Source organism: uncultured Cocleimonas sp. (assembly GCF_947495625.1).
Classification (GTDB): Bacteria; Pseudomonadota; Gammaproteobacteria; order Thiotrichales; family Thiotrichaceae; genus Cocleimonas.
The window spans coordinates 29,668-43,740 of record NZ_CANLZW010000040.1 but is presented as its reverse complement, the minus strand read 5'-3'; the positions used below and the strand labels follow the sequence as shown (position 1 = coordinate 43,740).

11 protein-coding genes are annotated in these 14,073 nt (G+C 41.7%); 7 read left to right on the top strand and 4 right to left on the bottom strand.

Annotation, left to right across the window (positions count from 1 at the left end; translation table 11 throughout):
• Positions 1 to 262: 262 nt before the first annotated feature.
• From recD to recB, 3 genes are read right to left on the bottom strand one after another with little or no spacing between them, the layout of a single operon-like run.
• On the bottom strand, positions 263 to 2,230 hold the full coding sequence (recD, locus tag Q1A31_RS18175) for an exodeoxyribonuclease V subunit alpha (RefSeq protein ID WP_299880251.1): 1,968 nt from the start codon (positions 2,228 to 2,230) through the stop codon (positions 263 to 265).
• On the bottom strand, positions 2,230 to 2,412 hold the full coding sequence (locus tag Q1A31_RS18170) for a hypothetical protein (protein WP_299880248.1): 183 nt from the start codon (positions 2,410 to 2,412) through the stop codon (positions 2,230 to 2,232). Before Q1A31_RS18170 ends, recD begins: the two co-directional genes overlap by 1 nt.
• The gene (recB, locus tag Q1A31_RS18165) at positions 2,412 to 6,146 is read right to left on the bottom strand and encodes an exodeoxyribonuclease V subunit beta (RefSeq protein WP_299880245.1); all 3,735 of its coding nucleotides are present in this window, start codon (positions 6,144 to 6,146) and stop codon (positions 2,412 to 2,414) included. The genes Q1A31_RS18170 and recB overlap by 1 nt, the downstream gene beginning before the upstream one ends.
• A gap of 144 nt (positions 6,147 to 6,290) precedes the next feature.
• Here recB and Q1A31_RS18160 point away from each other — a divergent pair, with 144 nt between their 5' ends.
• From Q1A31_RS18160 to rlmB, 5 genes are all read left to right on the top strand, one after another.
• Positions 6,291 to 7,079 carry a sialate O-acetylesterase gene (locus tag Q1A31_RS18160; RefSeq protein WP_299880242.1) on the top strand — a complete coding sequence of 263 codons (789 nt, stop codon included), beginning with the start codon at positions 6,291 to 6,293 and terminating at the stop codon, positions 7,077 to 7,079.
• 241 nt (positions 7,080 to 7,320) lie between these two features.
• Entirely contained in the window at positions 7,321 to 7,704 is a 384-nt protein-coding gene (locus Q1A31_RS18155; RefSeq protein WP_299880238.1) for a hypothetical protein, read from the top strand.
• Positions 7,705 to 7,875: 171 nt separating this feature from the next.
• On the top strand, positions 7,876 to 10,263 hold the full coding sequence (rnr, locus tag Q1A31_RS18150; protein ID WP_299880236.1) for a ribonuclease R: 2,388 nt from the start codon (positions 7,876 to 7,878) through the stop codon (positions 10,261 to 10,263).
• 10 nt (positions 10,264 to 10,273) lie between these two features.
• Complete coding sequence (locus Q1A31_RS18145; RefSeq protein ID WP_299880233.1) at positions 10,274 to 10,576, top strand: antibiotic biosynthesis monooxygenase; 303 nt, start codon at positions 10,274 to 10,276, stop codon at positions 10,574 to 10,576.
• Between the two features lie 3 nt (positions 10,577 to 10,579).
• Complete coding sequence (rlmB, locus tag Q1A31_RS18140) at positions 10,580 to 11,317, top strand: 23S rRNA (guanosine(2251)-2'-O)-methyltransferase RlmB (protein WP_299880230.1); 738 nt, start codon at positions 10,580 to 10,582, stop codon at positions 11,315 to 11,317.
• 81 nt (positions 11,318 to 11,398) lie between these two features.
• Here rlmB and Q1A31_RS18135 read toward each other — a convergent pair whose 3' ends face one another.
• Entirely contained in the window at positions 11,399 to 12,055 is a 657-nt protein-coding gene (locus Q1A31_RS18135; protein ID WP_299880228.1) for a hypothetical protein, read from the bottom strand.
• Positions 12,056 to 12,348: 293 nt separating this feature from the next.
• Here Q1A31_RS18135 and Q1A31_RS18130 point away from each other — a divergent pair, with 293 nt between their 5' ends.
• Both Q1A31_RS18130 and Q1A31_RS18125 read left to right on the top strand, forming a co-directional pair.
• The gene (locus Q1A31_RS18130; protein ID WP_299880224.1) at positions 12,349 to 13,014 is read left to right on the top strand and encodes a glutathione S-transferase N-terminal domain-containing protein; all 666 of its coding nucleotides are present in this window, start codon (positions 12,349 to 12,351) and stop codon (positions 13,012 to 13,014) included.
• A 191-nt stretch (positions 13,015 to 13,205) separates the two neighbouring features.
• Positions 13,206 to 14,060 carry a sulfurtransferase gene (locus Q1A31_RS18125; protein WP_299880222.1) on the top strand — a complete coding sequence of 285 codons (855 nt, stop codon included), beginning with the start codon at positions 13,206 to 13,208 and terminating at the stop codon, positions 14,058 to 14,060.
• Positions 14,061 to 14,073 lie beyond the last annotated feature (13 nt).

The window sequence follows — 14,073 nt, the reverse complement described above, 5'->3', positions numbered from 1 at the left end:
GAGGCTTAAAGCCGCTTGGAATGATAACTTTCGGTTCAAAACGCTGTTTAACTTATGATTATAATGCGTTTGCCCTGCCCCCCCCCACCTTATATGAGGTTTTTATATTCTAATAAATGAAAACCTCACCCTTCGGGCCGTCGTCGCTACACTCCAACGTTGTCTATGAAGTACTTCCCTGTACTTCACCTCTTCGAGGCAGTTTCTTTGCACTCAACTGTTCAATAATTCATTCCTGATGAATTTGTCAGCTACGCCTCGGCTAGGCACTTTTTAACATCTGCTCTATTCGAGTCGCCTTAACCACCTCAGCCTTAACCCCAGTCACCAATACACCTTCACTCGCGACAATACTTACTTGCTCTTTCGCACGCGTGATTCCGGTATATATTAATTGTCTTGTTAGCAGTGGCATTTCTTCGTGCGGCAAGATTAAAACCACTTGATTGAATTCTGAGCCCTGGCTTTTGTGGATGGTCATCGCCCATGTGGTTTCGTGTGCGGGGAGTCGCACTGGGGAGAAACTTTTGTATGCATGAGAGACATCAGCTGTAGAAGAGGAGCCATCAGCTGTAGAAAGCCCATCGTCAGCTGAAGGAAAATACACTTTCACTTCCCCATCTCGAATCAGAGCGATTCCGGTATCGCCATTAAACAGCCCTTTGCCATAACTGTTTTGGGTAATCATAATGGGACGGCCGTGATACCAGCTTTGGTTATTGTTCGAGAACTTTTTGCGGAAGTGTATCTGGTTTTGTTTTGCCAGTGAGGTTTCGATGCGACTGCTCATATTCACGCTGCCATTTGGTCCGCGGCGTAAAGCACATAACACTCGGTATTGATTGAATGCCTGAAAGATTTCATCGTAGCTAGCGTCTGGATTATTGATAACGTCGATATACGTTCGCCACGGTTTGATGAGTTCAGCATCTCTTAATGTATCTGGTGCGATAAGTTTACAATTCACACTATTACTATCTTTGAGTAAGCTGAGTAATTTCCTGCTATCACCTTGATTGGCGGCTATCGCGCTTTGTCCAATGTCGCTGTCTTTGGAGAAGCGCCAGTTTTTCTTTAACGTCACCAAGTGCTCGCTTTTATCCTCTTCTAATCCGCTACACATATCGGCAAATACCGAGCCTGTTTCTACGGATGAGAGTTGATCTTTATCGCCGATTAGAATCAGTTTCGCATGAGCGGGAACGGCTTCGACAAGTTTAGACATGAGCGCGATATCGATCATCGAGGCTTCATCCACCAATACCACATCGGCATTCAGTGGGTTATTACGATTGTGTTTGAAATTAACACTGCCGTGCTGGTAGCCAAGTAGTTTGTGAATGGTACTGGCTTCGCTGGGCATGAGTGCCGCTGCATCTTCTGTCAAACCCAGACCTGCTTGCGCATCGCGAATCGAATCGAGCATACGAATCGCCGCTTTACCGGTTGGCGCGGCTAATAAAACCTTGAAACTATTTGTTAAGCCACCCCCCACCTTTGGGGCAGTTATTTCATCTGATGGTGACAAATGCTGTTCAATCAATAAAGCCAATAAACGCGTTATCGTGGTTGTTTTACCCGTGCCCGGGCCACCTGAGACGATTAGGAATTGATGTTTTAATGCCAGTTCTACGGCGCGGCGTTGCCAATTGATTTCTTCTGACTCTTTTTCGTTTGCACTTTCTTTGTTTGCACTACCTTTATCATCAGAAAACAATTCATCCAGCCGTTGTTGTGCCCAGCTATCCTGATTTTCCGACTTGGTATTGGAATCAATATCTTCATCAACCGTCATACGCGCGCGTATTTGCTTCGCCAGTTGATTTTGGTATTGCCAGTATCGTCGAAGGTACAAATAACCCTGATCGATTATCAGTGGTTTGTAATCCCCTGCTTCGCCGCCGACATTGGTTTGCAGTAATACGGCTTGATCTTGTTCTGATACCGGAATTGCAATTTGACCTTCACGGGTGTGTTTGCTGATCTCTAAAGTACAGCGTTTGATGACTTCGTTTTGCGCTGCTTGTAGGTCACTGTCTTTATCTTTCGAGCTGTTTAGCTCTTGCATGAGTTCAGCAAGTTGCTTGTCGAGTGCTTCGTATTCTTCTGTGACTGGGGAATGAGATTCATGAGAATCAGATAAACTAGAGCCAGATAATATAGTCTCAGACTGATTGGGATCAGTAGAGGCAGTAGAAAATAAATCGATTTGATCTGAAGGTGTTTGCATTATTCTTTCTTCTGCCTAGCTTCAATTATGCCTTGAAGTTCTTGTTTCAACTTTTCTATCAACTGTTGATCCATAGAAAAACCCAGTCCTGCTTTTGCCTGTTCTAAACCTATCTGAATTTTAACATCGATTTCTTTTTTCGGATCTTCCAAAGCGCCAAATATTGAGAGCTTCTCTGACATTAGCTTGCCCCCTGGGTTTCGGACTGTATGTTGTGGCTAGGTAAACGCATAAACAATCCATCCAATGCATTGATCAATTCGAGACTGGGTTTATGGTAAAACACCCCCCCCCACTTTGGGGCACTTTTTTGTGAGTCCTGATCTACTTGCGCGGTTTTTGTCATGCCACGAATAAACAGGTAATACGCGCCACCGAAATGAGTTTCCCATTGATAGCCGGGTAAACGCTGTTCTAAATAGCGATGCAACGCCAAGCAATAGATGAGGTATTGCAGATAGTAATGCGCTTCAGCCATTGGCGTGAAGAGCTTTTCGGGCGCATAGTCTTCAAGCGTATTAGATTTGTAATCAGCCAGATAGTATTTGCCATTGTATTCGAAAATCAGGTCGATGAAGCCTTTTAGATAGCCTTCGACTTCATCGAAATACAAGGTGTCTACGGCTTCACGGATTTGACGCCACTTCGGTGTTGTGTCGGATTCGTCATCTACCGGTAAATGCTGAAATAAGGTTTGTTTTAGCTTTTCGATATCGAGTCGTTCGAGCGGCAGATAGAATTCCATCTCATCCAGACGTTGCGCTTTACTGAGCTTATTAAGTGACAGGGTTTCAGTTTCTGCTGACATTTGATTCTGATGCAGTTCAGCCTCAATGCTTTCTGCAATCAAACGCATCGCGGCTTCTTTGTGCTTTTCTTCGAAGCTGTATTTTTCGAGGATTCTATCGAAGGTTTCTGTTTGCTCTTCCAGTGGCTGGGTGAAGTCGATATTCTCGTAAATTTCGTGCAAGGCAGTACCCGCAGTTGCGCCTTTGGGGAATGCTTCTACGATATTTTCAGCGCCGTCATCCGGCTGCGCTATTTGTTTATTATTGATTTCGACAAAACTGTCGTAATCGGGCGTTTCGGCGTGTGCGCCAGCGGTCAAGCCACTAAAACTGGTGATTTGCGCTTGTGATTTAATTTCAGCGGTAAATTCACGGGCTGTCAGGGTTTGATTCGTTTCAATCGGCTGATACACCAAATCCTGTGGATACTGGGGTAAATCATCAAGTGAGATATTGCCGTTACCAACGGTTTCGAGTTTCAGTAAGTTTTGCTCGTACGCCAGTTTGAACTCGGCTTTCTGTTCTTTTTCTTCTTTGCCAGAACCAGAAGGATTGCTTTTACCATTGGTGAGTAACCAACCCAATGCAGAACGATCGGGACTGCCGCTGATGGTTTCTGGAAACACCACAATATTGCACTGATATTTTGCGCGGGTTAACGCCACGTATAGTAGGCGTGTGTCTTCTGCCAGTTCCTCCTGTTTTTTCAGTTCTTTATGCTCATCACTTTCTAATGAACCAATTTCTAGATAACTGCGTTCGTCTTTGTGAAAAGTGAATATTTTATCGCTATTCGCTTTCGGGCTTAAACCAACATAAGGGCAATAGACGATGGGGTATTCCAGACCTTTTGATTTATGAATGGTGACGATTTTGACGAGGTTTTCATCGCTTTCTAAACGCAGTTCGCTTTCTGTGGCGCTGCTGTTTTCTTGGCGCTGTTTAAGCCACAACAGGACTTCTTCGATACTTAATGATTTTTTGCGAACTGCTTGATGGATGATTTCTGCGAGGTGCAGAGTATTGGTTATGCGGCGTTCGCCATCCATAAAGTTGAGCAGGTGCTGATGCGTGTTTTGCGACTTCATCAAGGCGCGCATCATCGGTAAAAAGCCATGATGCTTCCATTGGTATTGCCAGTTCTGGAATAACAATAGAATCTCTTCCCAGGCATTGCTGTCTGACTCTAAATCTAGCAATTCTTGAGCTTTATACCCCATCAGTTCGGTGACTAAGGCACGGCGCACATTGTCTTCGCGTTGCGGATCGGCAATCGCTGTGAGCAATCGATGAATTTCTAACGCTTCGTGGGTTTCGAAAATACTTTGCTTGCTGCTTTGCACACTAGCGATTTTACGTTGATTAAGCGCGGCTTTGATCATATCGCCCTGCGTGTGCGAGCGGATTAAAATCGCGATATCTCCACCACCAATAGGCTTGCCTTCAATAGTGGCTTTACCCTGATTGGACGCATTGAGCAATTCTGCAATATCTCCGGCTACGGCATCGGCGATTTCTTTACGGATAGCATCGGCAGATTGTTGCTCTGGTTTGCCTTCGGGTTTGCCTTGGGGCTTTTCGCCAGGCGTTTGATTGAAGCGCCACAGTTGCAATGGAGTTCGCGCCTCTGGTGCTTGAATATCATTGAGGTCTTTACCCGACTTGACCTGCACGTATTCGATGCCTTCATCCTGAAAGGGATTATCAGACTGAGCGTATAAGGTATTAAACGCAGAGATTAATTTGTCATGCGAACGCCAGTTAGTTTTAAGCGTGTGATGATTGCTTTCATCCGTATCGGCTTTGGCTTTTAGATAGGTGTGAATGTCGCCACCACGGAAACTATAAATCGCCTGTTTCGGATCACCCACCAGAAAAACAGCGTTTTCTTGGGTGTGCGGATCATTATAAATGGTACTAAAGATATCGTACTGAATCGGGTCCGTATCCTGAAATTCATCGATTAGTGCAGCCTGATATTTTTTGCGTAAATCTATCGCCAGTTGTGGGTTGGTTTTTAACGCCTGTTGCAATTGTAATAACAGGTCATCGAACGATAAAACACCGAGACGCTTTTTCTCTTTCGGGAGTTCTTCTTGTAAGTAGCGAAGTAGCTCGATGCGGGTGTTATTGAGAAAATCATCTGAGTCTTTATTGAGTTGCTCCCAAAGTTCTGAGAAGGATTCCCATGCAGAGAAAAAGCTGTGTTCTGGTGATGTACATTTGGCTTTTGTGCCCGTCTCAATATAAGAGCGTTTGAATTTTTGTGCGCTTTCAATGAAGTCTGCATTGAGATCGAATTTGGCTTTGATTTGGTTCATTTCATTGCATAATTTTGCAACAGTGGGTTTTCTGAATTTATTGCCGTTTAAGTTTTTATCTTCCAATAGAATTCGGGTGATTTCTTCGCCATCCGTTACCCATTGTTTAATGATGTTCTGCAAGCCCTGCTCTAAGACAGCCCATTTATCATCTGTTGAGCCTGATGTATTTGCTCCATATTCTGGACCACATAATTCAAGATACGGTTTCCCGACTGCGTTTCTGATGTCTTGTAGTAATGAATCTGGAGTGACGCTTTTTTGATGCAATTTGAAGATTAACGATTTAGGCGCATTTTCTGTGTAACGACGCCAGAAGTCATCGGTGAGATTTTGCATTAACTCACGATCATCATCCATCAATTCGCTTTCAAAGGGCAAACCTGCCTCGAAAGCATTCTCACTTAAGGTGCGTTGGCAGAATCCGTGAATGGTAAATATTGCTGCTTCATCAAGGCTGAGCTTGGCGCGGTTTAAACGGCGGATAGCTTCGTCATAATCGCTTTCGCGTTCAATGAGTTCTATGACTTCACTGTATTCTTTTCGCAGGTCATCGTTAAGACCATGAACGTTTATTGCTCTGAATGCTTCTAATGCACTAACTAATCGCTGGCGAACATCATCGCGTAATTCTTTGGTTGCCGCTTCAGTGAAAGTAACAACCAGGATCTGATCGACAGTGAGATTCTTTTCCAGAATCAAACGCAAGAATAGTAACGTTACCGTCCATGATTTACCCGTGCCCGCACTGGCTTCTATCAGATTTATCGAGGATAAGGGAATTTCATAGGGATTTAGGGTTCTCATGAAAAGCAATATTACCTTGTTTTTGTGTCAAAGATCAGTAGTCTTGGGCAAGGAACCTCTAAATAACTTAGATGGAATTCCATACATGTCGAAACAGATGGCATATTGTTTTTCTAAACCGATAAATAACTGAAAAAACTGATTATGTCATTTCTAAAATTTCGAAGTAAGTCATTTACTTATGGTGTCTCTTGCGCACTGGTATTTTCTTGTACCGTATTATTTTCTAGTAGCCTATTCGCCAAAGAGCGAGTTTATATTTTAGCCGGTCAATCGAATATGATGGGCAAAGGTAAAACTCACCAATTACCTGTTTTTTTAAAACGCCAGCCAAGTAATGTAGAATTTTATTACCAAGGTCGTAAACGCCAACTGGCAAAGTTTTCACACTTCGGACCTGAAGTGAGTTTTGCGCATGCTATTTCTCGCGCTTTCCCTAATGATAAGCACATCATCATTAAACATGTTGCTACGGGCAGCTCAATCAATCAATGGTTGCCAGGTTCTGGTTTATTTGCAGGTTTATTACGCCAACGCGGTTTTGTTAAAGTCGGTACGCAAACCAATAATTTAAGCAATTTAGCGAATACAAAAGTTGATGCGGTGATATGGATGCAAGGCGAAAGAGATGCGCGCTCAGAATCTAATGCTTACAACTATGAATCAAATCTAAAGCGGTTTATTACGGGTGTTAGAAGACAATTAGATTCTCCTCGTAGTGTGTTCATTATGGGAGAGGTCAATCCAGAAGACCCTGCTTTCTTTATGCTCGATACCGTGCAACAAGCTCAGGTAAATACGCAAAGAACTTTACCCGGTGTGAAACTGGTATCGACTAATGGTCTGGGTAAAATCTACGATCATGTTCATTACGATACACAAGGCCAGCTGGAATTAGGCAAGCGCTTCGCTAGAGCGTATACCAATCGATAATCAGAGCAATAACTTGGCTCTGTTCAACGTCAATTGCTTCAGCTTAAAACTCAGTTCAGTTTAAATTAACTATTTTAGTACCGTTAGTCTGGTACTTCGAACTAGGTTTAATCTCAAACCACTTACAGTCAGTATCAATGCGATAAGCAATATAAAAATTATAATTATCCGTGTTGATTCAATTATTTAACGTTACTCTTTTTATACTGAGAATTGACGTTTTTGGAGACTGAAAATACACATGCAAACGCATCACATTATCGATTCACATCATTTAGAAACCTGCCTTTTCAAGTTTTGTCGTTCAGGTAGCACAGGTACTGTATTTATTAGCACAGATAAAAATCAATCATGCCAAATTATTTTGGAAGATGGTGAGATTATGGCTGCAGCTCTCGGTCAGAAAAGAGGTTTTGAAGCAGTTTTAGAATTAAAAGAAACACGAGTTAAACGCTTCTCTTTTATTCAAAACATGAAATTTCCGCTTTCTATATATGCTGATATCATTTGCAGTAACACCGTATTGGACATTCTAGGATATTGTGAGAATGATATTTCAAACTCTCAAATTTATGCAGCAGCACAAGATACTGTCCACCTAGTCAACTATAAGCTCATAAACTAAGCTCATAAAAGATAAACTCGTGAATGATAACTTAGGTTTAAGTCAGGGATTACATTAAGTCTCAAGCTATTCTGAACTAATCCCAATCTGATATTATTGAATATATTAAACCTTATATTTTTTTGACTTTAATTAGATAAATTATCATTAAAAAGGCGTAGAATGCGCCTCATGAAAAATTATAAAGATCCGCACAAAGAACGCGAGGCGAAAAAATACGATCGCCCTATCCCAAGCCGTGAGTTAATGCTCGACGTCATGGACAAAACTGGCCACCCAGTGGGATTCAACGAATTAGCCGAAAGTCTCGGAGTTACCGAAAAACCAGACCTTGATGCAATGAAATTCCGTTTACGTGCTATGGAGCGCGACGGTCAGATTTTATTTAATCGTGGTAAAAAATATGTACCCACAACAAAAGCTGACTTAATTACAGGTCGTGTTCAAGGACACCCTGATGGTTTTGGCTTTTTAATCCCTGAAGATGGCTCTGATGATCTGTACTTGCACGGCAAGCAGATGCGCAAGGTTATGCATGGCGATAAGGTACTTGCCAGTGTTACGGGCATCGACCGTAAAGGTCGTCGCGAAGGTGCTGTCATTGAAGTGTTAGAAAACAATACCGAGTCTGTTGTCGGTCGTTATTTTGTCGAAAGTGGATTGGGTTTTGTAACACCCGATAATTCACGTATCGCGCAAGATATCCTGATACCACCGGAAAATAGTGGCGATGCTAAAAGCGGCCAGATTGTGGTTGCGCGTATTGTTGAACATCCAACCTCTAGACATCAAGCCATCGGAAAAATCACTGAAACATTGGGTGACCACATGGCACCGGGTATGGAAATCGATATAGCATTGCGAACACACGATTTACCGCATGTTTGGCCTGAGGGTGTAAAAACTGAAACAAATAAGCTTAGCGATGAGGTGTTAGAAGAAGATAAAAAAGGCCGTGTTGATTTACGCAAAATGCCATTAGTTACGATTGATGGTGAAGATTCGCGTGACTTTGATGACGCGGTTTACTGTGAACAAAACAAGCAAGGCAACTGGGTATTAACTGTTGCGATTGCAGATGTTTCTCATTATGTACGTCCTGGTACTGAGTTAGACAAGGAAGCGATTGAACGCGCTACTTCGGTTTACTTCCCTGCGGAAGTGATACCGATGCTGCCAGAGAAAATCTCTAACGGCTTGTGTTCGCTTAATCCCAAAGTTGATCGCCTGTGTATGGTGTGTGAAGCCACTATAGATGGCGCAGGTGAAGTGACTGATTATCGTTTTTATAACGCGGTTATGAATTCAGCGGCACGTTTAACCTATACTAAAATGGCGGCAATGGTCGTTGATCACGATAGTGATTTACGTCAGGAACACGCGCCTATCATTGATCACCTAGACGATCTCTACAAACTCTATAAAGTATTACGCAAAGCGCGTGATGATCGTGGTTCGATTGATTTTGAAACCACCGAAACACAGATTATTTTCGGTGAGAATCGCAAAATAGAAAATATCATTCCAACCACACGTAACGATGCTCACAAGATTATCGAAGAGTGCATGGTTACAGCAAATATGTGTGCTGCACGTTTCTTAAAGAAAAATAAGATACCTGCATTGCATCGTGTTCATTCAGGACCAGAAACTGAAAAGCTGGCGAAAGTTCACGAATTCCTTAATGGATTGGGCTTAAAGTTGGGGGGTGGTGATGACCCACAACCGAGAGATTATGCAGCATTGTTATCCAGTGTTTCAGATCGACCTGATGCACGTTTGATTCAAACCGTAATGTTGCGTTCTATGAGTCGCGCGCAATACGCACCAGAAGATAAGGAACACCCAGATAATACGCGTCACTTTGGTCTTGCCAGAAATGACTACGCTCACTTTACTTCTCCGATTCGACGCTACCCAGATTTGCTAGTACATCGTGCCATTTTGCATATCTTAGAAAATAAGACAGCGAAAGGTTATCGTTACGATTACGCCGCAATGAAAAAGCTCGGCGAACACTGTTCGCAATGCGAGCAACGCGCTGATGATGCGAGTCGTGATGTTATGTCATGGCTTAAAGCTGAGTATATGCAGGATAAGATTGGCGAAACTTTCAAAGGCATTATTTCAACGGTAACCAGCTTTGGTTTATTCGTTGAACTTGATGATGTATTTGTGGAAGGCTTGGTGCATGTATCAGCACTTAAGAGTGATTATTATCACTTCGATGCCGCTCGACATACGATGAAGGGTGAAAACTCTGGTAAGACTTTCCGTCTGGGTGACTCGATAGAAATTGTGGTTGCTCGTGTTGATTTAGATGATCGGAAGATTGATTTTGTGCTTCCTGATTCTGGTGACTCGAACGATAGTCATGATCAAGGTTCAAGAAAACCTCGTAAGAAAAAGCCTGGAAGTTCTTATTCGAAAAAATCGAACAAAGACACGACAAATAACGATAAGAATACAGGCAAGAAGAAAAAGAAAACGACGCCAAAGAATGTAAAGAAAACTAAAAAGAAGGCAAAGTTAGAGTCTAAGCGTAAAGGCAAACAGTAAGGTTACTATTATGTTTAAAGACATTATCACTTATGAATTAGACGATGACGTTGATGAAGCTTACCTGCTAGAAATAGCAGGCGAGATTATCGAAAGCTGGATGAGCAAACAACCAGGTTTTATCCAATGGGATATCCACAAAGACTCGATTGGTGAAGGTTATACCGATATCGTCTATTGGGAAACTCGTGAAGCCGCGCAGGAAGCAGAGCAACAAATGGGGAATATTCCAAATGCTGCTGATTGGTTTTCCTGTTACAAAGAAGGCTCAATTGGTAGCCAGAACTTACAACAATTAGGAAGTTTCAAATAAAGCATGAAGACATTGATCACTGGCATTCACGCGGTTGAATCTGCACTAAAAAATGATGCAGATAATATTACTCAGGTGTGGATTGCAGAGAACAAACGCAATCAACGCGTTAAAGAATTAATCAACCATGCACAGAAACGTGGCTTAATTGCGCATCGTTCTGACCCTGCAAGTTTAGATAAGCTCGCTAAGACTCATCAGCATCAAGGTGTCGTTGCAGAATACAATGCACCGAAGAGTTTTCAGGAAGATGATCTATTCGACCTATTAGATAAGATTGATGACACCCCCCTACTTTTAGTGCTTGATGGTGTAACAGATCCGCATAATCTTGGCGCATGTTTAAGAACTGCTGAAGGAGCTGGCGTACATGCCGTTATTGCACCTAAAGATAATGCAGTAGGCTTAACTCCGGCTGCACGTAAAGTAGCGTCTGGGGCCGCTGAGACTGTTCCTTTCATTCAAGTGACGAACCTGGTTCGTACTATGGAAAAGCTTAAAAAAGAAGGCATCTGGTTTATTGGCACTAGCGATAAATCAAGCGGCGATCTTTATACCTACGATTTCAAAACACCAAGCGCGATTGTTATGGGTGCTGAAGGCAAAGGCTTACGACGTTTAACCGAAGAGCATTGCGATACATTGATTTCAATCCCAATGGCTGGGCAAGTATCTAGCTTGAATGTTTCGGTAGCTACGGGTGTATGTCTGTATGAAGTAGTTAGACAAAGACAAGCTTAAAAAAACACAACGTATACAAATAAAAACGGCCCACTATTTAAGTGGGCCGTTTTTGTTTAGTCTTTTTATTTTTACCATTTTTTATTCTGCTGGCTTTGGCAAAGAAGGAGTGGGTAAGTCTTCAAATATATCAAACAAGGTAAATAAGATATTGAAAGGCAAATCTGGAAACGCATCACCATTACCTCGGATTAGACTGACTGGTGAAGGAATATTAAATACTAAGTCACCACCATCTAAGGTTACATTGGCAAAACCACCATCATCTGAGTTATACGTCGTTGAATCATTAGCTATATTTATTATCGATGCTGTAATCAGGATAAAGTTGCCTAAAGGATTATCTGTCTGTCGTGTTAGCAGTTGATCTAGTGAAGAAACCAATGTGTAAACACCAGGGCCATTATCTTTATAAGACAGTGCTACGATAGAACTTACTACGTCACCATCTTCATTCAAACCAAGACTCGTTGTGGTTAACACATCATAGTTAGCAAGGCTGTTCTTCTTTGAACTACTGGCTGCAAACTTCATGTCACCGATGGTCCATCGCGGTAATGTATCAATAATGTCATCGTTTGCATCAATGATTGCATTAACTACCGAAACTACCGAACTAGTATCTTCATCATCGTTGATATCATCTATAATATTTACAATAGTACTGCCACCACCACAAGCCGTTATCATAAATGCTAACAAAATCATTAGTGGCACTCTGGTTAATAATTTGATCATAGTTATTTCTTTCCTTGATGAATATAATTAATGAAGAAACCATAACGAATGTCATTTAAAGTAACAATTTTAGTTATGATTTGATTCAAAATGTGATAAAAATTACGATAATAAAAATTCGATGAAAATTACAACTTGATTTAAAAACAGGTTACTATCTTTTAATAACATCGATTCCAGCTTGTTTACTTTTTTTCTCTTTAAAATGCTTATAAATAAAGCATCTAAGCTACATCATTAAGGAGATTTCAAGAAGGAAAGGTTCATTTAATTACTCTGGGTTTACATTATTCATGATCACGCTTTACCAATTTCAGTCTTGTCCTTTTTGTAGCAAAGTCCGCGCCTTACTCACTTTTATCAAAGAACCTTTCGAGGTTGTAGAAGTATCTCCGTTTGGCATGAAAGAATTGAGTTTTACCGACCACAAAAAAGTACCTGTACTTAAAGATGGTGATGAGGTGATTGTAGAATCAGCCACTATTATCGAACATATCAATAACAAATACGGCAAGTTTGCTGTTACTGATGATGCAAAAGAGTGGACTGACTGGATTGATAATACATTAGTGCATTACCTACCACCCTTGATTCACCCAAATTTTAAAACCTCATTACAAAATTTCCAACGAATTATAAAACCGGGACAATTTGGCTGGTTAAAAGGCAAAGTTGTACGCTTCGCCGGTGCTATGGCGATGCCTAAAGTAGCACGCAAAATGAAGGACAAATACAATATCGTGGATGCAGAAAGAGAATTTCTGGATGCTATTGATCACTGGTCAAAAAACGGTCTAAAAGGTAATGATTTTTTTGGTGGTGGGAAACCTGATTATGTCGATTGCAGTGTATTTGGTGTATTAAATTCCTGTCACGAATTAGGTGTCGTAAAACGCGCCATGCAGCACAGTAAAGAATTTGCCCTTTGGTACAATAGATGCCATCCATTAATGACTTAGAATAACTGCACATTAAATTCATCTTTTACGACTTTAACTACTTAACCTCTTCGTTATTATCGTACTCGAATGATCACATATAATTATATGCTCACATTCTCCGTGCGGTTTTTAGTAGCAGTCAGCCTCGGTCAAAGTAAAATATAAACTTACTGAGTAGTTATTTATTTTATAGGTATAAAGTGTTGAATATGAAATACACAAACATTGTTTCTACCCAAACCCTTGAAGAGAATTTAGATAATCCTGACTGGGTAATTCTAGACTGTCGTACGTCACTTGCTGACCGCAGTCTGGGTTTGAAGAACTATCAAGAAAATCATATCCCTAACTCATTTCATTGCCATTTAGAGAAAGATCTTTCATCTGAAATTACTCCAGAGAGCGGCCGTCACCCTCTTCCTGACTTTGCTGAGCTAATAAAAAAACTACACGCATGGGGAATTGGAAAAAACACACAAGTCATTGCCTACGACGATGCCAGTAATGCTTATTCGGGTAGACTCTGGTGGCAATTACGCGCATTTGGCTTTGATCAGGTTGCTGTGCTGGACGGTGGCATCAATCAATGGATTAAAGAAGGCCGAAAACTAACCACAGAAATCCCAGAAGCTACTCCCAAACCAGAAGCTGAGCAATTTAACTTTCAACTCGACCCTGATGAGATTATCAGCACCTCACAGATTCAACAGAACATTGAAGATAAATCATTCACACTCATTGATGCCCGCACACCTGAACGTTATAGAGGTGAAGTAGAGCCTTTAGACACGGTAGCTGGCCGAGTACCCGGCGCGATTAATAGAGCCTTTCAATTGAATCTGGATGACGGTGGTCTATTTTTGCCAGCTGCAGAATTAAAACAGCAGTTCGATGATTTATTACAGGATGAGAGTGATGAACTCGTCAATATGTGTGGTTCTGGCGTAACGGCTTGCCATAATATGCTTGCCTTGGAAATTGCTGGAATTACTGGTTCGAAGCTTTATGTTGGTTCCTGGAGTGAATGGATTAGAGATGAAAAACGGCCAATAGCTACGGGCTAACAAAGCCACCCAA